General features: G+C 61.2%; 19 protein-coding genes. 12 read left to right on the top strand and 7 right to left on the bottom strand.

The window, feature by feature from the left end:
* Positions 1-2 precede the first annotated feature (2 nt).
* From ACR9Y2_RS16210 to ACR9Y2_RS16200, 3 genes are all read right to left on the bottom strand, one after another.
* Complete coding sequence (locus ACR9Y2_RS16210) at positions 3-266, bottom strand: type II toxin-antitoxin system HicB family antitoxin (protein ID WP_435042458.1); 264 nt, start codon at positions 264-266, stop codon at positions 3-5.
* Positions 267-342: 76 nt separating this feature from the next.
* Positions 343-735 (bottom strand): type II toxin-antitoxin system VapC family toxin, encoded by a 393-nt coding sequence (locus tag ACR9Y2_RS16205; RefSeq protein ID WP_435042456.1) that lies wholly within the window; start codon positions 733-735, stop codon positions 343-345.
* Entirely contained in the window at positions 732-962 is a 231-nt protein-coding gene (locus ACR9Y2_RS16200) for a FitA-like ribbon-helix-helix domain-containing protein (protein ID WP_435042455.1), read from the bottom strand. The genes ACR9Y2_RS16205 and ACR9Y2_RS16200 overlap by 4 nt, the downstream gene beginning before the upstream one ends.
* 248 nt (positions 963-1,210) lie before the next feature.
* Here ACR9Y2_RS16200 and ACR9Y2_RS16195 point away from each other — a divergent pair, with 248 nt between their 5' ends.
* The 8 genes from ACR9Y2_RS16195 to ACR9Y2_RS16160 all read left to right on the top strand — a co-directional run bounded on the left by ACR9Y2_RS16195 (position 1,211) and on the right by ACR9Y2_RS16160 (position 10,954).
* A complete protein-coding gene (locus ACR9Y2_RS16195) occupies positions 1,211-1,576 on the top strand; it encodes a PadR family transcriptional regulator (protein ID WP_435042454.1) in 366 nt (121 codons plus the stop codon).
* On the top strand, positions 1,573-4,197 hold the full coding sequence (locus ACR9Y2_RS16190) for an ADOP family duplicated permease (protein WP_435042453.1): 2,625 nt from the start codon (positions 1,573-1,575) through the stop codon (positions 4,195-4,197). Before ACR9Y2_RS16195 ends, ACR9Y2_RS16190 begins: the two co-directional genes overlap by 4 nt.
* Before the next feature lie 171 nt (positions 4,198-4,368).
* Positions 4,369-5,733: an acetyl-CoA hydrolase/transferase family protein gene (locus ACR9Y2_RS16185; protein ID WP_435042451.1), complete on the top strand. Its 1,365-nt coding sequence runs from the start codon at positions 4,369-4,371 to the stop codon at positions 5,731-5,733.
* Positions 5,734-5,745: 12 nt separating this feature from the next.
* Positions 5,746-5,994 (top strand): ATP-binding protein, encoded by a 249-nt coding sequence (locus ACR9Y2_RS16180; protein ID WP_435042449.1) that lies wholly within the window; start codon positions 5,746-5,748, stop codon positions 5,992-5,994.
* An 18-nt stretch (positions 5,995-6,012) separates the two neighbouring features.
* A complete protein-coding gene (locus ACR9Y2_RS16175; RefSeq protein ID WP_435042448.1) occupies positions 6,013-7,056 on the top strand; it encodes a 3-methyl-2-oxobutanoate dehydrogenase subunit VorB in 1,044 nt (347 codons plus the stop codon).
* Positions 7,049-8,485, top strand: a complete 1,437-nt coding sequence (locus tag ACR9Y2_RS16170; RefSeq protein WP_435042446.1) for a 2-oxoacid:acceptor oxidoreductase family protein — start codon at positions 7,049-7,051, stop codon at positions 8,483-8,485. The genes ACR9Y2_RS16175 and ACR9Y2_RS16170 overlap by 8 nt, the downstream gene beginning before the upstream one ends.
* Entirely contained in the window at positions 8,478-9,419 is a 942-nt protein-coding gene (locus tag ACR9Y2_RS16165; RefSeq protein WP_435042444.1) for a branched-chain amino acid transaminase, read from the top strand. The genes ACR9Y2_RS16170 and ACR9Y2_RS16165 overlap by 8 nt, the downstream gene beginning before the upstream one ends.
* Positions 9,420-9,592: 173 nt before the next feature.
* Positions 9,593-10,954, top strand: a complete 1,362-nt coding sequence (locus ACR9Y2_RS16160) for a sulfatase family protein (protein WP_435042443.1) — start codon at positions 9,593-9,595, stop codon at positions 10,952-10,954.
* A gap of 179 nt (positions 10,955-11,133) precedes the next feature.
* Here the strand turns inward: ACR9Y2_RS16160 and ACR9Y2_RS16155 are convergent, their stop codons facing one another.
* Positions 11,134-12,078, bottom strand: a complete 945-nt coding sequence (locus tag ACR9Y2_RS16155; RefSeq protein WP_435042442.1) for a tetratricopeptide repeat protein — start codon at positions 12,076-12,078, stop codon at positions 11,134-11,136.
* Between the two features lie 827 nt (positions 12,079-12,905).
* Between ACR9Y2_RS16155 and ACR9Y2_RS16150 the strand changes: the two genes are divergently transcribed.
* The 3 genes from ACR9Y2_RS16150 (at position 12,906) to ACR9Y2_RS16140 (ending at position 17,774) form a co-directional block, all read left to right on the top strand.
* On the top strand, positions 12,906-14,849 hold the full coding sequence (locus tag ACR9Y2_RS16150) for a J domain-containing protein (protein ID WP_435042441.1): 1,944 nt from the start codon (positions 12,906-12,908) through the stop codon (positions 14,847-14,849).
* Between the two features lie 411 nt (positions 14,850-15,260).
* A complete protein-coding gene (locus ACR9Y2_RS16145; RefSeq protein ID WP_435042440.1) occupies positions 15,261-16,442 on the top strand; it encodes a hypothetical protein in 1,182 nt (393 codons plus the stop codon).
* Positions 16,443-17,357: 915 nt separating this feature from the next.
* The gene (locus ACR9Y2_RS16140; protein ID WP_435042439.1) at positions 17,358-17,774 is read left to right on the top strand and encodes a hypothetical protein; all 417 of its coding nucleotides are present in this window, start codon (positions 17,358-17,360) and stop codon (positions 17,772-17,774) included.
* A gap of 230 nt (positions 17,775-18,004) precedes the next feature.
* Here the strand turns inward: ACR9Y2_RS16140 and ltrA are convergent, their stop codons facing one another.
* Both ltrA and ACR9Y2_RS16130 read right to left on the bottom strand, forming a co-directional pair.
* Positions 18,005-19,489 (bottom strand): group II intron reverse transcriptase/maturase, encoded by a 1,485-nt coding sequence (ltrA, locus tag ACR9Y2_RS16135; protein ID WP_435044871.1) that lies wholly within the window; start codon positions 19,487-19,489, stop codon positions 18,005-18,007.
* Positions 19,490-19,875: 386 nt separating this feature from the next.
* A complete protein-coding gene (locus ACR9Y2_RS16130; RefSeq protein ID WP_435042438.1) occupies positions 19,876-21,240 on the bottom strand; it encodes an IS1182 family transposase in 1,365 nt (454 codons plus the stop codon).
* A 1,497-nt stretch (positions 21,241-22,737) separates the two neighbouring features.
* Between ACR9Y2_RS16130 and ACR9Y2_RS16125 the strand changes: the two genes are divergently transcribed.
* Entirely contained in the window at positions 22,738-23,205 is a 468-nt protein-coding gene (locus ACR9Y2_RS16125; protein WP_435042437.1) for a hypothetical protein, read from the top strand.
* Positions 23,206-23,244: 39 nt separating this feature from the next.
* Here the strand turns inward: ACR9Y2_RS16125 and ACR9Y2_RS16120 are convergent, their stop codons facing one another.
* Positions 23,245-24,285 carry a glycoside hydrolase family 43 protein gene (locus ACR9Y2_RS16120; protein ID WP_435042435.1) on the bottom strand — a complete coding sequence of 347 codons (1,041 nt, stop codon included), beginning with the start codon at positions 24,283-24,285 and terminating at the stop codon, positions 23,245-23,247.
* Positions 24,286-24,304 lie beyond the last annotated feature (19 nt).

The raw sequence follows: 24,304 nt of genomic DNA, 5'->3' as shown, positions 1-24,304 counted from the left end.
TGTTACAGCCCGTCCCTATTCAACCCCAGGCGCATCACTGCATCCTTCCCGTCTTCCTCAGATTGGTGCAGCACGTCTTCGTGATACCGGCGATCGACCTCAGACGGGTCCGATGCTTCAAGAAACAGCGCCAATGCTTCCACCAGGTTGGCCCGAGCCTCTTCAATCGACTCGCCTTGACTCGCGATATCCAACTCCGGACACAACGAGACGAACCCATCGTCTTCCCGCTCAATAATCGCCGTCAGGCGCTGCGTCCTTTGCATGATCTGAGCCTACCGCACCCCTTCTCCCGTGGCTTCACCGCCCCAACCCCACCGCCCGCTCACTAGATGGGCGCCATTACCGGGAGAAAATCACCACACGAGCCCGATGGCCGCGCCGCAGCTTCGAATCGCAGGTATAGAGCGTGGAGTTAGTCGCTTCCGCCAAAGCGATATACGTCGCGTCGTAGGCGGTAAAGTTGTGACGCAACGCCCAGATCCGGCCAATCAGCGACCTGTGGCCATACCGCTCAGCGGGTAGGCTCGACAGCGCACTCTGCAATTGGTCGCTACGATGAGAGTCAATCCGCTGGCCGGCGGCCAGATTCCGCAGGGCGCTCATCACCTCAACGTCCAATAGGTGCGGCACGATGAAGGATTCACTGCTCGCCGCCAACTCGCCTCGAATCGTCTCCGCCAATGGCCCGTTCGTCACCAGTTCCACTACGACGGAAGCATCGAGCACGATCATCGGTCGTCCCGCAGCGCCCGGATCACCTGGGCCGCCGACTTCTTCCCAACGATTGGCTTAGACTCCCTCGTCCGATCCAGCCATTCGCGCATCGTCGGTTGCTCCGCCACCCGCTCCAGTTCCCGTTTGATGTAGTCGGATAAGCTCATCCCTTCCCGCGCGGCACGCGCCTTCAGCGTGCCGTGAACAGCCTCCGGCACATCCCGCACTTGGATCATCTTGGACATGCCAAAAGCATAAAAACATGTGCAGCACATGTCAACCGTCCGGATCCGGAACCACATGGGGGCGAGGCAGCGCGACGGGTCTACTCGATCTGCGCCTCAACACCACCTCTTGCCGGCCGCAACGCTGGCTCGACCCCGACCCCACCTGGCGAGGGCTGTTCAATTCACACCTGTAAATACACACTCGAACCCGCACAACCCTGTAGACTCTCTACACCCTTACCATGTAGACTTTCTACACCCCTGCTATGCCGAAGCCAGACCGCTACCAAAATCGCATTGAGCTGCTCCAGGGCACGCTCGACCTGCTCATCCTCCAAACCCTCTGCTGGGGTGCGCAGCACGGCTACGCCATCAGCAGCTCAATCCGGTCTGGCTCCGGCGACCTCCTCCAGGTGGAAACCGGTTCCCTCTACCCAGCCCTCCACCGCCTGGAAAAGCGCGGCTGGATCCAATCCGAGTGGCGCCTCACCGAGAACAGCCAACGCGCCAAGTACTACAGCCTCACCGTCGCCGGACGCGCGCAACTCATCGCCGAACGCGATCGCTGGGATCAGTTCTCCAAAGCCATGGCCGATATGTTGAGCCGCGGAGTCGAGGGCGATCCCGCATGAGCTTCTTCCGCTGGTTTCTCCATCGGCGCCGCCGCGAGCAGGAACTTGACGAGGAAATCCAGTTCCACTTGGCACAGGTAGCCCGGGCCGGAAGCCCCATCCCCGAAGACTTCGGCAACGTCGCACTCATCAAGGAGGTCACGCGCGATATGTGGGGCTGGACCAATCTGGAACGTCTTAAACAGGATCTCGTCTTCGGCTTGCGCGCCCTGCGCCGCTCGCCCGTCTTTGCCCTCACCGCCATCCTCTCCCTCGCGCTGGGTATTGGAGCGAATACCGCCAGCTTCAGCTTGGCCGACGCCCTGCTCCTGCGCCCCATCGCCGCGCACAATCCTTCGGAACTCGTCCAGATCACCGGCGTCAGCGATCACGACGCCTTCGAGGGCCTGCCCTATCCCGAACTGCAGGAGATCCGCGCCCGCAGCCGGGCCTTCTCCTCAGTCGCCGGCTACCACCTCTATGGACTGGGCGTCGCCCGCACCGCCGCCGACATCGCCCAATGGAAGATGGGCGCGGTCGTCACCGACGGCTTCTTCCAGACCCTCGGCATTCAGCCGGTGCTGGGCCGCGCGTTTCGCGACGAGGAAACCGCCTCTCCTGACCGCGAACCCGTCATCGTCATCAGCCATGAATTCTGGCGCAACCAGTTGGGCTCCGACCTCCACGCCGTCGGCACCACTCTCCGCCTAAATGGCCTTGATTTCACAATCATAGGAGTGGCCCCCGAGAGCTTCACCGGCATGGACCCGCTCATCCGGCCGGCCCTCTACTTCCCCCTCACCATGGCCGGACGCCTTGCCAACCGGCCCGGGGCGGGCATTCTCCAGGACCGTTCCGCCCGTTCCCTCCTCCTCCGCGGCCGCCTGAAGCCCGGCGCCACCATCCAGCAGGCGCGTTCCGAACTCGACGCCTTGGCCGCCGCCTTGGCCCGCGAATACCCCGACACCAACCGCGGCATCCGCCTGGCCGTCCGCACGGAGCTCGAATCGCGCGTCCAGCAGTTCCCGCCGGTGGTCGGCGCCATGGCACTGCTGATGACACTCTCCGGCCTCGTGCTCCTCGTGGCCTCCGCCAACGTCGCCAACCTGTTGCTGGCACGGGCTCGGGCCCGCTCTCGCGAGATCGCCATCCGCCTCGCCATCGGAGCCGGACGCGGCCGCCTGTTCCAGCAACTGGTCACCGAAAGCGTCCTGCTCGCGCTGCTGGGCGGGGTGGCGGGCGTCCTGCTTGCCCTGGGCGCCATACGCTATCTCACTTCGATTCAACTGCCTACTGACACGCCCATCGCGATCTCGGCCCAATTGGACTGGCGCGTCCTGCTTTTCAGCATCGCAGTCTCCATCTCCAGCGCCCTGCTCTTCGGCGTCGTGCCCGCCTGGCACTCCACCAAAATGGAAGTCTCGCCCACCCTCAAATCCGGCGAAATCGGTGAGCCGAAGAAGGGCCGCGCCCTCGGCCGCCAGTTCCTCGTGGGCGCCCAGGTCGCCGCTTCCCTGGTCCTGCTGGTCGCCTTCGGCTCGTTCCTTGACGCTTTCCGTCAGATGATGGTGGCCGACCCCGGCATCCGCACCGACCACATGATGATGGTCGAGTTCGACCCGTCCCTGCTCCGCTATTCCCCCGCGCAAACCACCGTGTTTTACCGTCGCTTGACCGACGAAGTGCGCCGCCTGCCCGGAGTCCGCACCGCCGCCCTCAGCCGCGGTGTCCCCTTCCGGCCAAACTTCACCGATGAGGAAATTATCCCCGAAGGTGCGCCTCTGCCCGACGGCAAAGCCACCGTCTCCGTCGCCGCCAACATCGTCGGCGAGGACTACTTCGAAACCGTCGGCACGCCCCTCCTCCAGGGCCGCGCCTTCACCCTCCGCGACACCGCCGAATCCGCCCGCATCGCCGTGGTCAACCAGGAGTTCGCGCGCCGCTTCTACCCCGATCAGGATCCGCTCGGCAAACGCTTTCGCCTCGGCCTGAAGGGCGAATTCGTCCAGATCGTCGGCGTCGCCAAAACCGCCAAATACCTGTCCCTCACCGAGAAGCCGCAGCCTTACTTCTATAGGCCGCTCACCCAGGCTCCGCGCTCCAAGCTCACGCTCTTCATCCACACCTTCGGCGATCCGCGCGAAATCTCCGGCCCCGTCTTGCGCACCGTCCGCAATATCGACCCGAACCAGCCTGTTTTCAACACACGCCCCATCGAAGTGTTCTACGAACTGGGGGTCCTCGGACCGTCCCTCATCGTCCTCCAGATGGTCACCGTCACCGGCCTCGTCGGCCTCGCCCTCGCCGTCGTCGGCCTCTACGGGCTCATAGCTTACTCCGTCGTCCGCCGCACGCGCGAAATCGGCATCCGCGTCGCCATCGGAGCCGGCCGCCCGCGCATCCTCTGGATGATCCTCGGCCAGGGCCTGCGCATCACCTTGGCTGGAGCAGCCGTGGGCTTGGTCCTCAGCGTCCCCCTGTTCCGTCTTCTCAGCTCCGCTTTAGCTGGACTCGGGCCGCTCTCCCCCTGGACCCTCGCCGCGGTCCCACTCGCTTTGGTCGTCATCACCACCGCCGCCTGCGCCCTGCCCGCGTTTCGCGCATCCGCCATCGATCCCCTCAGCGCCTTGCGCAACGAGTAATCGTACAACCACGTACGGATGGCCGCATCTCACTGGATTGCGGGACTTTATTCAATGTTCACCACTGTCCAGTGGTGTTCACCGGATGAGTCCCGCAAATACCTGCATAAAAAAGACTTGACAGCCCAGCCCGAACGCGCGATAACGGACTTGGGACTGCGTGTTCAGGTTATGCAGGTATTAAAATCACAAATTCGAAACCGGCCGGAGACACAAGCCTCCTGGCTCGACGAATACCTACAAAAGCGCACCACCGCCGCCGAAGCCATGCGCGAGATTCGCTCCCGCGACCGCGTCTATGTCCACGCCAGCTGCGCCACGCCCGAAGACCTGATCCACGCCCTCATCGACCGCGCCCCCGAACTGGAAGACGTCGAGATCATCCATATGAAAACGCTCGGCTGCGCGGACTACTCCCACCCGCAGTACGAAGCATCCTTCCGCACGGTGGCCATGTTCATCGGTGACAACGTCCGCGACGCCATCCGCGATGGCCGTGCCGACTACCTCCCCATCTTCCTGCACGAGATCGAAGGTCTCTTCGAATCCGGCGAACGCCCGCTGGACTTCTGCCTGCTCCAACTGTCCCCGCCCGACAAGTACGGCTACATGAGCTTCGGCACCGGCGTCGACTGTTCGCTCACCGCCGCCCGCCATGCCCGCCGGGTCATCGCCGAAGTGAATCCCAACATGCCCCGCACCCTGGGGCAGACCTTCATCCACGTCTCCGAAGTCGATCGCATCGTCGAAGTCGACCGTCCGCTGCCGGAACTCCACATGGAGCCCGCGGATGAGACTCAACTTCGCATCGCCGACAACGTGGCGTCTCTCATCCCCAATGGGGCAACCCTGCAACTCGGCATCGGCGCTGTTCCCGACGCGGTCCTGACCCGCCTGGTGGACCACCGCGACCTGGGGCTGCACACCGAGATGTTCTCGGACGGGGTGATCCCGCTCATCGAGAAGGGCGTCCTCAATGGAGCCGCCAAGTCGATCCACGTTGGCAAACTCGTCGCCGGTTTCGTCCTGGGCACCCGCCGCCTGTTCGACTTCATCGACGACAACCCGCTGTTCGAGTTCCACCCCATCAAGTACGTCAACGATCCGTTCGTCATCAGCCAGAACCGCAAAATGGTGGCCATCAATTCGGCCCTGCAGGTCGACATCACCGGCCAGGTCTGCTCCGATTCCATCGGTACGCGCCTGTACAGCGGCTTTGGCGGCCAGTTGGATTTCATTCGAGGCGCCGCCCACAGTGAAGGCGGCCGCCCCATCATCGCCCTGCCGGCCACCGCCTGCCGCGGCACGGTCTCACGCATCGCTCCGATGCTCGACCCCGGAGCCGGAGTGGTCACCACCCGCGGCGATGTCCACTACATCGTCACCGAATTCGGCGTCGCCTATCTGCACGGCAAAACCCTGAGCGAGCGCGCCGTCGAACTCATTCGCATCGCGCATCCTTCGTTCCGCGAGATGCTCACCGAATACGCCTACCAGGCCCGTTACCTGCGGCCCAAGTTGGTCCCAGTCTGCTGAGGAGTCCAAGCCATGCCTGCCTGCGCCATTGAAGAAGCCATCGATATCAAAGGCTATGTCGTCATCGATCCGGAAGAGTGCAAGGGCTGCGGCTTGTGTGTCGCCGCCTGCGTGCAGAAGGTGCTAACCCTCTCGCCGCAGCTCAATCGTTATGGCTACCACCCGGCCACCAACGAGGAAAAGCCGTGCAACGGCTGCGGGCTCTGTTTCTACGCCTGCCCCGAACCGGGCGCCATCCAGGTCTTCAAAGCCTTCGACTAACCTCCAGGAGAGCTCCTCATGCCCAAGCAACTCATCAAAGGCAATGAAGCCCTGGTCAAGGGCGCCGTCCTGGCCGGCTGCCGCGCATTCTACGGCTACCCCATTACACCCGCCAATGAGATCGCGGAATCCGCCGCGGTCTATATCCCGCAAGCCGGCGGCGTCTTCCTCCAGGCGGAGAGCGAAGTCGCCGCCATCAACATGGTCTACGGCGGCGCCTCGGCCGGCGTCCGCACCATGACCGCCTCCAGCGGCCCCGGCATGAGCCTCATGTGCGAAGGCATCAGCTACATCGCCGGAGCCGAGTTGCCCTGCGTCATCGCCAACATCATGCGCGGCGGCCCGGGCCTGGGCAACATTGCGCCCGAGCAGTCCGATTACTTCCAGGCCGTGAAAGGCGGCGGCCACGGCTGCTACCACGCCCTCGTCCTGGCGCCTGCCTCCGCCCAGGAGATGTGCGACCTCACCTTCCTCGGCTTCGACCTGGCCGACAAATACCGCAACCCCGTCATCCTCCTCGCCGACGGCTGCCTGGGCCAGATGATGGAGCCGGTGGACTTCCCCAACACTCCGCGCGCCCCCCGCACGCCTGATTGGGCCGTCGACGGGACCGCCGCCACACGCCCCAACCTGATCTCGTCCATCTACCTCCAGCCGGACGACCTCGAAAAGCACATCCTCAAGCTCGACGCGAAATACAAGCGCGCCCAAGTCGAAGAAACTCGTTGGGAAAACTACCGCACGGACGACGCGGAACTCGTCTTCGTCGGCTACGGCATCGTGGCCCGCATCCTCAAATCGGTGGTCGAAAAGCTGCGGGCCCAGGGCATCAAAGCCGGCCTGCTGCGCCCCATCACCCTCTACCCGTTCCCAACCCTGGAACTGCGCCGCCTCGCCAACCAGGCCCACCAGTTCTTTGTGGTCGAGATGAGCACCGGACAGATGGTGGAGGACGTCCGGCTCGCCGTGGATGGCCGCCGGTCCGTCGAGTTCTACGGCCGCTGCGGCGGCAACATTCCCACTGCCGAAGAGATTGTGGAGGAGGTTTTCGCCCATGTCTGAACTGAAGTGCATCCACGGCAAAGCTGATTGCTTCTACGAGCACTACGAGCGCAAGGGCGAAGCGCAGCACCAGACGCACTACTGCCCCGGCTGCGGCCATGGCATCGCGCACAAGCTGCTGGCCGAATCCATTGACGAGCTCGGCATCCGCGACCGCGTCATCCTGGTCTCCCCGGTCGGCTGCTCCGTCTTCCTCTACTACTACTTCGACGTCGGCAATGTGCAGGTCGCCCATGGCCGCGCGCCCGCCGCCGCCACCGCCTTGAAGCGCGCCCATCCCGAAGCCATCGTCATCTCCTATCAGGGTGACGGCGACCTCGCCGCCATCGGCAGCGCCGAGATCCTGCATGCCGCCAACCGCGGAGAGAATTACACCGCCATCTTCATCAACAACGCGATCTACGGCATGACCGGCGGCCAGATGGCGCCCACCACGCTGATGGGCAACCGCACCACGACGACACCCTTCGGCCGCAACGTCTTCAACGACGGCTACCCGCTGCACGTCTCCGAAGTCATCGCCACCCTGGAAGCGCCCGCCTATGTCGAGCGCGCCGCCCTCGGCAACGTCAAGCAGATCCTGCAGGCCAAGAAAGCGATCAAGAAGGCGCTGGAAACGCAGATGAAGGGCCTGGGCTTCTCCATGGTCGAGATCCTGTCGCCCTGCCCCACCATCTGGAAAATGGACCCCGTCGAAGCGCAGAAGCACGTGCGCGAAGGCCTCGCCGCCGTCTACCCGCTGGGCCCGAAGCGCGACCGCACCAAAGAAGCCGAGCCCCGGCCCGCACCCGTACCACCGCCGGCACTGGAAGAACTGCCGCGTATCCTCAAGCTCGACAAAGGCGCCAGCACCACGGCCCCCGCACACCACGAAACCGTCGATTTCCGCGTCAAAATTGCCGGCTTCGGCGGACAGGGGGTCCTGCTCCTCGGTCAACTGCTGGCCGAAGCCGGCATGGACTATGGCCTGGAAGTCTCCTGGCTGCCCAGCTATGGGCCGGAAATGCGCTCAGGCACGTCGAACTGCCATGTGCGGCTCTCCAATACGCCAGTGGACTCGCCCTTCGTCTCCTGCCCCAACGTCCTCATCGCGCTCAACGAGCCCTCTCTGCGCAAATTCATCGCAACCGTGGAACCCGGCGGCCTGGTCTTCTACAACGGCACCACCATCCCGGCCGATTGCGTGCGGCCCGGCCTGCGCATGCACGCCATTCCCTTCTTCGCCGTGGCCGACGAACTCGGCAGTACCAAGGTCGGCAATATCGTCGTCCTCGGCGCTCTTCTTTCCGCTACCGGCGTCCTCCCGCTGGAAGTGGTCGACCACGCCCTGCCCCGCGTGGTCAAGGCCGAAAAGTGGATCGAAATCGATCGCCAGGCCCTGCGCCGCGGAGCTTCCCTGCTGTCTCCCGAGGTACCTGTCCATGTTTGACAACCAAGACGTCCTCATCTATTTCAATAATCAATTCGTCCCGCTGCGCGACGCCAATGTGAACATCCTGACTCACGGCCTGCATTACGGCACTGGCGTCTTTGAAGGCATCCGCGGCTACTGGGTGCCCGAGGAAGAGGAACTCTTCCTGGTCCGCTGTGAAGACCACTATCACCGCTGGAAGGCGAACTGCCGCATCCTGGAGATCGATCCGCCCAAGAGCGCCGAAGAACTCACTGAGATCACGGCCGAGCTCGTCCGCCGCAACAACTTCCGCACCGACATCTACGTCCGGCCGCTCTCCTATATGTCCTCGGCCCGCGTAGGCGTGCGGCCCGACGGGCAGCACAGCTTCGCCATCGCGGCCATCCCGTTCGGCGTCTATCTCGACAGCGCAAAAGGCATCCACGCCGGTGTCGCTTCCTGGCGCCGCGTCGAAGACCAGGCATTGCCGGCCCGCGGCAAAATCTGCGGTGCCTATGTGAACAGCGTTCTCGCCACCACCGAAGCCCACTACCACGGCTACGACGAAGCGATCCTGCTCAATCAGAACGGCCACGTCGCCGAAGGCTCCACCTGCAATATCTTCATCGTGCGCCACGGCAAGCTCATCACACCTCCGCCATCGGACAACATCCTGGAAGGCTTGGTCCGCGACTCCGTCATCACGCTCGCCCGCCGCGAAATGCACATGGATGTGATCGAACGCTCCATCGATCGCAGCGAACTCTACGTCGCCGATGAGGTCTTCTTCACCGGTACGGCCGTCGAAGTGGCGCCCGTCACCATGGTGGATCACCGCACAGTCGGCTGCGGCAACATCGGCTTCGTCACCGGCCACATCCGCGAACTCTACATGCAGGCCACACGCGGCCGCATCGCCGACTATCACGCCTGGCTCCATCCGGCCTATCAGGCCGTGCTGGCCACCTAGGTTCCTCCGGTCTGTGTTGGGGGTCCCACGAACGGCAGGGGATAACACTGCCCTGCCGTTCGTGGCATGGGGTCCGTGGTGGCATGGGGTCCGTGGTGGCATGGGGTCCGTGGTGGCATGGGGTCCTGCTTGGAATGGTGTCGGGTGATACACTCATCGCCAGTTCCAGACCCATGCTTTCCCGCCGACAGTTCGTTGCCTCCTCCGCCGCGGCCTTCCAACGCCCGCGCCGCCCCAATATCCTCTTCGTCCTGCCGGATCAACTCCGAGCCCAGGCCCTGGGCTGCATGGGCAACACCGTCGTCCAGACCCCCAACATCGACCGGCTTGCCGCCGAAGGCGTCACCTTCCGCAACACCATCGCCAATACACCCGTCTGCTGCCCCGCCCGAGCCATCTTCCTCACCGGCCAGTACTGCCACACCAATGGCATGGTCGCCAACGACCTGCGCCTGCGCGAATCGTCAGTCACCCTGCCCAGCCTGCTGAAGCAGAACGGCTACCGCACCGGTTTCATCGGCAAATGGCACCTCGACGGCGGACCCCGCCTGCCCGGCTTCGTCCCGCCCGGTCCGCGCCGTCACGGCTACGACTTCTGGGCCGCCAACGAGTGTTCCCACGAGCACTTCAAAAACACCTATTTCCGCGACACACCCCAGCCCCTGCCCGTACGCGGCTTCGAACCCGAGGGCTGGACCGACCTGGCGCTCGAATTCCTCGAAACCACAAAGCGCGACACGCGCCCCTTCTTCCTCTCCGTCTTCATGGGCCCCCCGCACGATCCCTACGCCGCCCCGGACGCCTACATGCGCCGCTATGAAAACGTGCCTAAGCCGCTGAACGCCTACTACGCCGCCATCACGGCCATCGACGACCAGGTCGCCCGCCTCACCCGCTCGCTCAGCGACCTGGGCCTGGCAGAAGACACCATCGTGCTCTTCTCCTCCGATCACGGCGACATGCTAGGCACCCATGGAGCCAAGTTGAAGCGCAAACCCTGGGAGGAGTCGATCCGCGTCCCCGGCATCCTCCGCTACCCCCGCCGCATCAAGCCCGGCCGCAGTGAGGAAGCTCTCCTCTCCCACGTCGACTACGCGCCCACCCTATTGAGCCTCTGCGGAGTGCCGGTCCCCAAGACCATGCAAGGCGCCGATCTCTCGAGCCTCGTCACCGGCCAAAACCGCCGTGCCCCCGACTCCGCCTTCCTCCAGATCTTCGGCCCCTATGCCGGAGACCAGACGCCCGCCGGCTGGCGCGGCCTCCGCACCCCCCGCTACAAATACGCGCGCTTCGAAGACAAACCGTGGGTCCTCTACGACCTGAAGGAAGACCCGAGCGAGGAGCACAATCTAGCCGCGGACCCGTCCGCCGGCAAACTCTGCCAGACCCTGGAATCCCAACTGGCAGCCTGGATGCGCCGCACCGGCGACGCGTGGAAGTACAACTGGACGGCACCCGTGGAAGACGCTGGGCGCCTATACAAGGACAAGACGTACTACACAGTGGACGAGTACCTCAAGGAACACCCGCAGTGAGCTTAAGCCACCAGGAAAGCTGTCAGCGATCAGCGATCAGCCGTCAGCGATCAGCGATCAGCGGTCAGCGATCAGCTTGCGCCTCATCCGCACCAACCCGGGCTCAAAAAGCTGACAGCTGATAGCTGAAAGCTGATAGCTGTTCAGCAAACAGCCGAAGGCTGGAGGCTGAACCCCGCTCACGCCCCCGGACTCCCCCGCAGCCGCGAGATCCCCCGCTTCATCTCCTCGCCCTGCGGCCAATCCGGGTGATGCCGCAGGAAATCCTCCAACTGCTCCGCCGCCTTCTGCTTCTCATCGCGCCGCAGGTAGATCTCGGCCAGCAGCAACTGCGGATGCGAGAAGTGTCCGCCATCCAGCCGCCGGGCCTCCAGCAGATACCGCTCCGCCAGTTCCAGCTTGCCTAGCCCGAAGTACGTCATCCCCATCTGTGACTGAGCCAGCGCGTCGTTCGGCCGCCGCAGCACCGCATTCAGGTTGAAACTCCACGCCTCGGTCATGCGCCCCAGCGTCACCAGCACTCCACCGAGGTTCACCAGCGGCTCGTACGCCTGCGGATCGGCCTCCAGCGACTTCCGGAAATAGCCCTCCGCTTCGTCGTACCTCCGCGTCTGATAGGCAATCGTGCCCAGGTGGTTCCAGGCGGAGGCAAATTGCGGAGCGATCTCCACCGCCCTCTTCAGGTGCGCAATCGCGCCATCCACGTCGCGCTGGCCCAGTCTCCTGTCGGCGGCCACATATTCCGCTCGCGCAGAATCGGGAATCGACAACTCCCGCATCGACACCACCGCACTGCGGTCCGGAGTCATCTTCGCCTCATCGAGCCGCACAGCCAGTTCCACCCGCCGCCCCTTGCCCGCGACCCTGGGCCCAATATCGATCGTCTTGCGAGTCTCTCCACTCCCAGGCACAAAGATAATCAGCGAATACGAACCGGCCTCGATTCTAGTGAATTTGAACTGACCCGAGGAATCGCTCAGAGTGGAAGCCTGGAACGGCGAAGTCGCGCCATGCAGCGAAACCGAAGCCCGCACCGCCGGCACCAGTTGCCCGCGCACCTCAAAGGTCTCAGCCGAAACCGCCAACCCCACAATTGCCAGAATCACTCCGCGCAGCCAGAGCATGCCTCCATGGTAATCCCCGTCGAAGTTCCTCTCCAGCTCGCAACACGATTGCTCCTGCTTGGCAGGTGGATGGCCGGTGGGTAGCCTGAGAGCATGTCTGAATGAAAGTCAACGCGAGACCCGGCCTAGCCGGCGGTCGAGCTCTTCTCGGCGGTCAATATCGACGACAACCAAAGCCACGGCGCTCCCTGGATCGCTGGTGCGCCAAATTACGCCGCAGTTGTCGGGAATCGGATCCTCATTTCAACCTCACGTGACCACCACTTGCGTGGCGGTGCAGCTTCCACACGTTCATCGTCGAGCAACTCATTTGTCTCTGGGCCCTCACCTTTTCGCACCTCGAAACAGAAAGCGACGGTAATGTCTTAGCTCCTTGATTAGCCCGAACACCGGCTGCACTATCCCGCTTCGCTTCTTGTGCTGCGTCGCGTCAGGTTCGCTCGTCTGCCGATCCCTCATCTTTACCGCCTGTGGCCCTCGGGGAGCCAGCCCCGCAAGGAAGGAGGCACGAGAGAGGGCTGGGCCAGATCACAAGGCCTAAATCACTTCATCAGGAATACGCCTCGGATACCGCCATGCGCTGCGGGGCTTCAGCGAATCGTCGGTGCGGCGCAACCCATTTTCCGACAGGCTCTCAGGCTGAGGGGCGTTCCGATTTATTGAGCGCACGGCTACAGTTCGAAGTATATCGCTGCCAATCGAGATGGGACGGTCAGCGCGTAATGCACCCTAAGAAAGCTGGGGAACTTCCCGACTTGCGTCCTCTCCACCACGCCAGGTCCTGCGATAGACTACAAATTCCATTAGACTATTGCACGGAGTTGTAAATGCCATCGTCCAAACGCGATCCATTCGAGGTCTTGGGCATTCACCGCGATGCAACCCGAGAAGAGATCAGAGAGAAGTACCGACTCCTCGTTCGCGTCTGCCATCCTGACCGGTTCGACAGAACTGCACAGTCCGCTGAATGGGAAATGGCCAATGAGTTGCTTCGAGATCTGAATAGTGCGTACCAGGCTCTTGTTGAGGCATGTCCTTCAGCCAATCGAGAGGAAAATGAGCGAAATTCCGCAGGCACGCCAAGGTCACGGGATCGGCACCCCAGTTCATCGAGTGAACGCTCATCTCCTGGTACGGCCAGCAAGAGCACATATTCTTCTGCGGGTGGAGCGTCCGATGGAAATGCAGCATCACCTCACGAGGAGCGCCACGCAGCCAAGACATATCACGGTGCTGCGTTGAATTGGAAGACGTTATCACCAACTGTACAAATCTATCTCGATAGGCTCCAAAAGAACGTCAATCCAGAACCGGCTTGGTTCTATCCATCAATTGCTCCAGGAAGCCTTGCTTTTCGCTTTGCAACGGGCGTCTGCGCCCTCGCAGCGACTGCCTTCTGGATTACGGAAGGAGACTACGATGGCACTTGGGTGCTGATTATTACCTTTCTATTTATTGGGTTGTATCATCTACTGCGAGCTGTGATCCAACTAACCTTCATCTTGAAGGGGCCTATGAAACCAGGCTTGTATGTCACTCCTCGATCAATCCTAGTAGCATGCGGCAATACCATTTGGGCTTGGCCGATCTGGTCCGTCGAGTCAATGTCTAGAAAAGATGGCGACTACGCGGGGTTATTTGACTACACTGACGCCACATTTAAATTTTCCGAGATATCCCATCGCATTCGCATTTATAATCACCGCCATTTCATGGATCTGCAACAGCTATACAGCTCGGCGATTGCTCGCGCACATGCAGAGGCGCAAAAGGGAAACGATTCATACTTTCATGAGGACCACATTCTCAGCCTAGTTTTGGACACCAAGAGCAAGAGTGGACCTAAGCACTTTCGTCGCTCCAAAATGCGCAGATCTCTCTGGCTAGCATTAGCGTCCTCTGTAATATCTGCGTGTGTCATATGGCCCGGCCTACGACTACAAGACTACTACATAGACACTAGACAATGGACAAGCGCCAGAGCTTTTGATTCGGCGCAATCCATGCGCGGGTATCTCAAGAAGAGACCGAATGGTCGATACTCCTCAAACGCCCAAGATCGACTCGATCAGATATACGCTCAGACTGCTGCCCGGTTCTCTCGTTCAAATACTCGACTCGCCCAAGACTCAAACGCAAGGGCATTGATTATCGCGATGCTCAGCTTTGCTCATCGCACCGGACAGTATGATGTAGGGATATATTTCAAGGGAGAGAATCAACTCCCTTCCAATCTTGAGCAGAGCATCGGGCAGAAATTCAATGTTGACCATATACTAGACTTAGGAGATGCATTCTCAGATCAGAACATGCGCGCAAGAGAGAGCGCCATAGGAGCTGAGCTTATAACAACCTTCAGCAGTGTAATTCCGAACGGGGTCTTGGACTTCCATCTAAGTCCCGATCAGCTCCCCCCAATGTGGCTTGCGGTGGATTATACGGTGCTTCCGAGCGATGCCCTCTACTATAACACTAAAGAGCGAGGTCTACCTGAGCGTGTCCGCGCTTACTATCCTGGCATTCTCTTTCGTTGGCGAATCGAAATGTGCGCAGGCCATAACTCTGATCAGTATGCATTTGAGATTAGTTCGAATCCAGCCCAACATATTACAGTTGACGGGACTGGCGCGAGTTCTGCATCTGCCGTATACCGAGCCATGAGTCTGAGTGCGTTTACCTCACTCAGAGAGGAAATAACAAGGAGGGTGGGACTGCCGATTGTTGTCGGCGATCAACGGGGCAATCCGCCAGCGGCGGGAGCGAACAGGTGAGACAGCGATTTCGTGGGATATGTTTGGCCGGGGTGGCCGGGCCGGTGGACAGCCTGCCCCGTCCCAGCGAAAAACGTCAAAATCCGGCTGCCGACTGGGCGTAATCGCCCAAAAACGTAGCTAGCGCGGCCTGATCTCCGATCCTTTCCCTCGCTTCGACACCCACCGCGCGCAGACCGGCAACGCCAACTCTTCAAACAGGGTCCAGAGATGCGCCATATCCCACAAGAAGTACGAAGCAGTCTGCAATCAGCAGACGGAAAACCCCGGCGGGACGGGGCCGACTGTCCCTGCCTTCCAGCCGTGGCCGAAACCCTTCCATTTGACACGAGCGGCCACAAACAACTATCATGGCCATGTGAAATCACGTGGCCATGTGAACCATCATGGCCATGAGAGTACGAGGGCATCATGGCTGCAGAGGAACAGGAGATCCACCGACTAGTGGCCGACGCTTTTCGTCGTCCATCCTGGCGCGTCCATCGTCCTCGGCCCGGCGACGCACCACAGCCTGACCTCATCGTCGAAGGTGGAGGCAGCAAGTTCATCGTGGAAATAAAGCGATCCTCGGAGGGACGTCGCGATCGGGTCATACCGCTGCTCTCGCAAGCCATCCTGGAAGCCCAGGCATTCGCCAGACAGTTTCCTGAGGCAGTCGTTCCTATCGCCATCGTCGGAGCCCAACACATTCCTCCGGCTGTCGTCGATGCCGTGCAAAGCTACGCTGACCGAGTCGCGCCCCAGATGGTGGTCGGTCTCGTGGATGCAGGAGGGTTGAGGGCGTTCTGGGGGCACGGACTGGAGGTCCTGAATGCACACCCCTCGTCCAAGCAGAATCGCGCACACCGGCAGCTTGCCGGAAAGCGCTTGCCACACCTATTCTCAGATCTCAATCAGTGGATGCTGAAGGTTCTGCTGGCGGAGTCGATACCGCATCATCTCTTATCGGCGCCCAGAGGACGCTACAGAAATCCTACCGAGTTGGCGAGGGCTGCCGGGGTTTCCGTGATGAGCGCCTTCCGTCTGGTGCGCCAGTTGGCAAATGACGGCCTTGTTGATCCGGACGAGGAATCGTTGGAGTTGGTGCGGGTGCCCGAACTGCTGAGCCGCTGGTCAGCCTGGCGCGAGCCGATCCAGGAGTTTCCAGTCCGGTGGTTGGTGAAACGAGATCGGGCTGCGGTCGCTGCGTTGCTCAAGTCCTACTCCGCGGGCGTTGCGTCCGTCGTCGGCTCGGCCGCTGAGCGTCGGCACCAGCCCAGAATGTGTTTGGGCCTCTTCGCCGCGGCCGACGCGCAAGGATTCGGCTTCGTGCATGGCGTGCCGCCACACATCTACATGGAGCGGCTCGATCTGGGGGTATTGCACAGACTCGGGCTTTCGGTCGAGGGTGCCGAACACAGTCCAGACGCATTCATTGGCATTCCCGCGAACCCGCAGGCGGTGTTCCGCGCCGCTGTCATGCAGGACGGAGTACCTTGCGCCGATATCCTGCAAGTGTGGCTCGACGTTTCGCATCATCCCTCTCGGGGTAAGGCGCAAGCAGATGAAATCGCGCGGAGCGCCCTGGGAACACTGCTGAAAAAGGACAAGTGATGGCGCTCGCACCCGGTATCGCCGGTTTCGCCTGCCTGAGTACCGTGGCCGGGGGTGTCCCGCCCTGTCACTCCGCATTGTGGCCAGAATGCATCGATTCTCGGCAGCGCGGATTGGCGGGTAGATGTCCCCATGGACTATTTCCCCCGTGAGCCCAAGGATCTCCGCAATAGGGCGAGCACCAGAAGGCGCCCTCAGTTGGAGTTTGAGGGCCCAAGTGCCCAAGCATGACGGTCAAGGGGCTCAAAAGGACTTAGGCGCGCCGGAAGTCGACGAGTTTTAGGAGTCAGCCATCTTGAATCCCTCGCTCAAATGAGAGGAGAACACATAGGGACGTCCCGACACCCATTGCACGCCGGCCTGGGATCGCGCCCGATCAGGATGGGGGACGTCCTGCAGGATGGGGGACGTCCTGGTCTGTCACTCCCTAGTTTGCCCAGAAAGCATCGATTTTCGGCAGTGCGGATTGGCGGATAGCTATTGCCATGGCCTATTTCCACCGTCAGCATTAGGATCTCCGCAATAGGGCGAGCACCAGATGGCGCCCTCAGTTGGAGTTTGAGGGCCCGAGGGCCGAAGCATGACGGTCACAAGGGGCTCAAAACTGTAGGTGCGCCTGAAGTCGACAAGTTACAGGAACCAGCCATCCTGAATCCCTGGCTCAAAATGCGAGGAGGACACGCCAGGACGTCCCGACATCCGGCGCTATCGAGGTAAAGCCAGGGAACAGCGTAGCGATTGACAGGTCCACTGGCAAGTTCGTAGTGTATAGAACCGACTCGAATGGTCAAAGCCACGCGTACCAGACGAGTTGGGGAGGGTTGCGAGATGAACAAAGGGCTGCCCTTCAGAAGGCGGGACTGGCGACGCAAAGGGGAAAGATCGTACCGGAGGAGAGCCACTGAGCGCAAATCAATGCACAACATCAACTATGCTCCCGTGCGTCGAAAGAGTAGAGATGAAATTTTGCAGACTCTCTCTAGTGGTACTGCAAAGGATATGGCGGCTGCTCTTCTCAGCGCCGCTTACTGGGATCCAGACTGGAAATGGGCGGAGAAACAACTAGTTCGCTTCGCGGCACATGATGACCCGCAGGTTCTCTGGACAGTAGCTTCTGGCTTTGGTTTGCTTGCTGCGTTTCACGGAGAGGTTGATCTCGATATCGTAGAGCCGATCCTGGCAAAGCTGCGCCTAGACACTTCGGCCCCGGGTGTTGCTGATGCGGCCGAGAACTCGACAGACGAAATTGATCATTTTGTGAAGCGTAGGCGGGCCGGCGAGAATGTAGAGCTTGGGGAGCGGATGCCCGAGGATTGGCGACCGTCATCATAATGGCTAGCGGAAGGTATTGGAGCAGCCCAAGCAGGCCGGATTCGGTTCGGTGCGATTTATCGCTGATCGTAGTCTTGCCCCCGGAGGCGCCAATCCCGGCCGTCCGGTCGATTTGACGAAAACCTTAAGGTATGTGCCCTCTGTTACAAAGGATGGGGTCGCGGTAGGGACGGCCATCGCTGGTCGCCCCCCGCACAGATCCGTACTGGCGCTGCTCACGCATACGGCTCCTACCTTGGATATCTGGCGTCAAAGCGCACTGCTGGATGTGGATGCAGTAGCCGGGGGCGCGGCAGCCAGCGCTCGAAGAGTCGAGTTGCCCGCGCCGCGCTCACTCGGGCTTTCTGGCTGCGCCGTTTTAATACGCGCCACCAATAACGTCCGATGCGCTCGCGGAATCGGTCCAGGCTCGCCCAGTTGCCCGGCACTGCATGGTATTGGTAGAAACCGTTGAGCACACGCCCGAGCCACTCCCCCACTTTCGGCACCGGCTCGTGCATCCGCTCGCGAAGCGTCTGCTTAACTTGCTGCAGCTTTGCCTCCAAGCGTTTCCTCGCCGTGCGCCGCCAGATAGTGAATCGCCCGAGACTGTTGCTCCCGCACTGGTGCGTGAACCCCAGAAACGTGAAGCTCTCCGGTTCGCCTTCACCGCGCTGCTGCCGGTTGTTCTGAGCGAATCTGCCAAACTCGATCAGTCGCGTCTTTTCCGGGTGCAATTCCAGCCCGAATTTGGCCAGCCTTGTCTGGAAGTCCTCCAGAAATCGCTCGGCTTCCTCCCGACTCTGAAACCCCACCACAAGATCGTCCGCGTAGCGGACAACGACAACGTCGCCTTCCGCCTCCTTCTTGCGCCATGCCTCCACCCACAGATCGAACACGTAGTGCAGGTACACGTTCGCCAGCAGCGGCGAGATCACCGCCCCTTGCGGAGTGCCTACCTTCGTTTCCGACCACTCGCCGTCCTCGCTCACCCCAGCCTTCAACCATTTTTGGATCAGGCGTAGAATGCGCGTATCGGCGACTCGGTGTTGGATGAATTTGATCGTCCATTCGTGGCTCATTTGGTCGAAGAACCCGCGAATGTCCGCATCCAGAACCCAGTTCACCTTCTTCCGGCGGATGCCCACACTCAAGGCATCCAGCGCCTGGTGCGGACTCCGCCCGGGCCGAAACCCATAGCTGAATCCCCCAAAGTCCACCTCGTATATTTCATTGAGGATGGTCACCACGGACTGTTGAACAATCTTGTCCTCCAGCGCCGCAATTCCGATCGGGCGTTTCCGCCCGTCCGCCTTCGGTATGTAGATCCGTCTTGAAGGCTGCGCCCGGTACGCTCCCCGGTGAATCCGGTCTTTCAGATCGGCAAGCCGACCTTCCAGCCCTTCCTCGTACTGCTGCCACGTGACTCCGTCCACTCCCGGCGCCGCGTTCTTCTTTAACGCGTAAAAACTCGTCCGTAGCAGATCATGCGTCAGATGGTGCAGCAGCGTGGTGAACTGCTCCTGCTTCCTTTCCTTCGCTACTTTGCGCACACCGGCCAAACCCTGTGACACCCCTCTCCCGTCCTGTGCCGGTGGTGTGTGGGTCGGGTCAGTGTTCTCCTTGGTTCGCGCCCTTTTCTCCTCCCTCTCCGCGGCTTCGGCCTGTTGCTCCGTTGCTTTGTTCGAGGGGTTCATCGATACTACGGCGCAATCCGACTCCTCATCGCCATTCATGCCGGTCTTGCGGCTGCCGCCTTCACCGGCCGGACTGCTCCGTTTCCGTGCAGCCAGCGACGAGGTCTCCCGGTTCTCGTGCATGCAGTTTCTCAGCGTGCCTGGGGTCTACGACTACGTGGGATCACCGGAGGTCTCGCGCTATCGACTGCCGGCGTGTAGCCTTCCCCTAACGTCCACGGGGTCGGCATCCCAGAATTCATTCTCGGCCGGTGGACAGCCTGAGAGCCTGTCGGAATGAAATCCACCGCGAAACCCGACCCAGGCGGCGGCCGGAGCGCCTCCCGGCGATCGTTCCCTCCGACAACCGATCCAATTGCGCCTCCGGATGCGATTGAGCGCTAAATTAGGCCGGTGTTTTCAAGAATTCGGGCCTTATCTCAGCCTCATGCAAGCACCACTTGCGGTTGGTGGCGGTGCAGCTTCCACACGTTCATCGCCATGCAGATCATTTGCCATTCCGCTCTCACCTTTTCCAGCCCTCGAAACAGAAATCGGCGGTAATGTCTTAGCTCCTTGATGAGCCCGAACAGCGGCTCCACAATCCCACTTCGCTTCTTGTACTGCGTCGCGTCAGGTTCGCTCGTCAGCCGATCCCTCATCTTGGTCGCCAGCGGTCCCCTGGCTCCGTTGCGCGGCAACGTCCCGGTCCGCCGCCACGTCGCGAATCCATCCGGCGGCACCATCACGTCCACGCCGCGCTCACCCAATTCTCCAATGACCCTTTCATTCCAGTAGCCGTTGTCGGCCACGATCAACCCGCACTTCGCTTGGACATTGACCTCCATCGCATCCACCATCGGAGCCAGTTGTTGCCGGTCGTTTTGTTGGCTGGTCACTTCCGCTGCCACGATCACTTGCTGCTTCTGATCCACCGCAATTTGCGCGTTGTAGCCCTGGATATAGCGGTTGCTAGCCCCATCAATCATCACGCGCGACTGCGGGTCCGTCAGATTGCCTAGCGCCTTCTGCGACGGCACGCCCTTGGCTGATCGGTACCAGCGCTTACGCTGTGATTGGTCCTTCGCCTTGCCACCCTGCGCTGCCTTCTCCTTCGCGGCCTGTTCGGCACGTCGCCGGGCTTCCTCTTCCAGTTCCTTCTTCGCAGCGCGAATCCGAGCCAACTGCTGTTGCGCTGTTGCCAGTTCCTCCGGCAACTCATCGCCTCGCCGGCCCGGCCCAAACTCGCGGTCTTCCTGTTCGTCCTTCGCCTGTGCCTCTTTGAGGAGCCGGTCCACAGTCTCCAGCCACTGCTGCTCACGCTCGCTCAGTTTCGCGTAACTGTGCGACTTCCGTTGGCTCGCGTTAGCCGCGACCTTGCTGCCATCAATGGCGATCTGGCCCAGTTGCACCATCCCTGCTTTCCGGCAGAGAGCGAGAACCTGCAGAAACAATTTCGCGAGTTCCTGTAGGTGGACCTGCCGAAACGTGGAGATAGTGTCGTGATCTGGATGCTGGTCAGCGGCGAGGTAGCGGAAGGGCACCTCGTCAAAGGTGGCGCGTTCCAACTGACGAGAGCTTCGCTTGCCTACGGCATAGCCGTAGACCAGGAGTCGAACCAACAGAACCGGATGATAGGCGGCCTTGCCGCGGCCATCCTTGCGGGCATGGGTGTCGAGGATGGGGCTCAGATCCAGGGCATCGACGACGTTCGCGACGAAGCGAGCCAGGTGGCCCTCGGGGAGCCAGTCCTGCAGGGAAGGGGGAAGGAGAAAGGGCTGATCCAGATCACAAGGCCGAAATCTCTTCATTGGGGGATATAACTTGGATGTAGCCAAGACCAATGAGGCTTCAGCGAATCGACGGCGGGGCGCAATCTATTTCCGACAGGCTCCTGACCCGTCCCGCTGAAAAACGTCAAAATCACGTCTCCGGCCGGGCGTAATCACCCAAAAACACGGCCAGAGCAGCCTGATCTCCGATCCTTTCCCTCTCTTTGACACCCACTGTGCGCAGACCGGCAAAGCCAGCCCGTCAAAAACTGGCCAGAGGTGCGCCATCTCCCACAAGAAGGACAAAGCAGTCCGCAATCAGCAGACAGAAAACCCCGCCGGGACGGATCCGACTGTCCCTTCGGACCGTGGCCGAAGGCCTTCCGTCGAGCCGGGGGACGGACTGGACATCCCGGCGTCCATTGCTTTACAGCCCGACGGATTCGCGCAACCAGCAAAGGACCCTCACCACGCGCCAATTCAAACGCCGGCCTGGAATAGCGCCTGATCAGGGCGAAAACCCCCAGGCGAACAAACGGCGGTCACATGGGCACCACGCAATATATCTATTTTCTTTTCAAGTCCTTCAGTACTCAACATCCGAAAACCCTTGCGAGCGCGTGCGATCCTTTTACGCGTGGCGGGAAACTGAATTCCGCCAGACCTTCGTGAGGCGGCTTACCGCCTCTGGCGAAAATTGGATCTTTGACAAAAAAACCGCCCTACCCTAAGACCGGGGCGCTCGTAGTCTTTGAGCACCTACTTCAGCGCCCACATCTCTCCTGATTTTCGAACTATCCAGGAAGCGGTTGTTGACTCAAAGCTGTCAGCGACAGTCCGTAAGTTGGCATCAACTTCTAGAGATAAACGCGTCGATTTGGCTGAACAAACCCATTTCGAACGCCCACCACAGCGCCGGCCGCAACCGCGAAGTCGGCCTTCCCGACAGCTCAATCCCTCATCCTTGGCTGAACAAACCCATTCACAAGGTCTCCCACCGGGTCATCCTCGACTGCGATGCCGGCCCTCCCGGCAACCCAGGCCTTCCTCCGTGAGTGAACAAACCCATTCACCAGGTCTCCCACCGAGTCATCCGCAACCCCGGTGCCGGCCCTCCCGGCAGCCCAATCCTTCCTCCGTGAGTGAACAAACCCATTCACCAGGTCTCCCGCAGGATCATCCGCAACCCCGAAGTCGGCCCTCCCGGCAGCCCAATCCTTCCTCCGTGAGTGAACAAACCCATTCGCCAGTTCTCCCACCGGGTCATCCGCAACCCCGAAGTCGGCCCTCCCGGCAGCCCAATCCTTCCTCCGTGAGTGAACAAACCCATTCGCCAGTTCTCCCACCGGGTCATCCGCAACCGCGAAGTCGAGGCCACCATCAGCTCAATCCTTCCTCCGTGGCGGAGCAAACCCATTCAGCCATGGACGTCCGACCCACCTTCGATAGTTTGACCCCAGCCTCCAATATCAATACGCTATCTTCAGCCCGAACCGTCCGTCGGGCCATAGCCGCGTCCGCAAACGAGGAACTTGCATGCGCACACGTACACTTCTTACCGGCATCGTCCTGGCGTTCTTAACCACCGCCTGCGCCGCCGCCGCACCCAACTTCACCGGCTCCTGGAAACTCAATACCTCCAAGAGCGACTTCGGCCAGTTTCCGGCCCCCAGCAGCATGACCCAAACCGTCACGCACGACGAACCCAAGATCAAAATCGCCATGAAACAGTCCAGCGACATGGGCGACATGGAGTTCGAGCGCGATTACACCACCGACGGCAAAGAGTACACCCACGACATGCGCGGCACCCCCATGAAGAGCGCGGTCAAATGGGATGGCGACGTCCTGGTCATCACCAGCAAAGGCAAATTCGGCGACAACGACTTCACCATGGTCGACCGCTGGAAGCTCGCTGAGGACGGCAAAACCCTCACCGTCAACCGGCACTTTGCCAGCGACATGGGCGAGATGGACAACAAGCTGATTCTCGAAAAACAGTAACCGGCGCTGCGCGGAGCCGCCACTCAGCGCGGCTCCGCCTCACTTCTGGAAGACCGACCAGTCCCACCGGTCCGCCCACTTCAACTCGATCTTGTCGTCCGGCTGCACCACAAACGGCAGCCACACATAGCGCGAGTCCTGCAGCTTCTCCGGATTCCACCGGTCCGCCATAAAGATGAAAGCGTCCTTGCGCTTGCCCGGAGCCGGCAGCACATACGTGCTCTGCGACCGGAACGTCGTCTCAGCCTCCGGACCCACACTCGGATCCCCCTTCACCGTCCACGGACCCAGGATGTTCTCCGCCACCGCATACGACGCCCGGTTCGGCTTCCATCCCGTACACGCCGAGCTGAACAGGTAGTATTTGCCCTTGTACTTGAACGGCGCCGGACCCTCGCGCTGATCCTTCACCATAATCCGCTGCCAGGTCTTGCCCTGCACCACCGGCAGCTCCGGACCCGTGAATTCCGCGTTCAGCCGCACCACGTACATCGTCCAGTTATCCTCCGATGAATAGAACGCATACGCGCGCCCGTCGTCATCCAGGAACAGGTTCATATCCCGGTACGTCCCACCCAACTCCTTCTGGTTCGCACGGTCCTTCTCCGGATACCCGAAGTCGAACTTCACCGGCCGCGAATAGCCCTCGAACCGAAACGGACCCACTGCCGTATCCGACACGGCCACACCGGCGCTGGCCACCGCATACGGCTTATCGTCCAGATGCATCCACATCACGAACTTCTTCGTCCGCTTGTTGTACAGCACCTTCGGCCGCTCGCACACACCCGACTCGCGGAACAGTTCCGGCACCCCATCCTTCGGCAACGCCAACCCCGCCCGCTTCCAATTCAGCAGATCCTTTGAGGAATACACCGCCACGCCCGTGCGGTTGAAGTTGCCCAGCGTCTTGTCTTCCCCATACCAGTAGTAGACGCCCTGGTGCAGCAGGATCCCGCCGCCGTGAGCCTGAATCGGCTTGCCCTCCGTGTCCGGCCACACCGCCCCGGGCTCGAACGCCGTCCGTTGCCCCTGCGCCCACAATCCGGCCGCCAATACAAAAGAGATTAGGATCCGCATACTCTACTCAATCTACTCC

The organism is Paludibaculum fermentans, assembly GCF_051172195.1.
In the GTDB taxonomy this organism is placed as follows: domain Bacteria; phylum Acidobacteriota; class Terriglobia; order Bryobacterales; family Bryobacteraceae; genus Paludibaculum; species Paludibaculum fermentans_A.
This window is presented reverse-complemented; position numbering and strand designations above follow the sequence as displayed.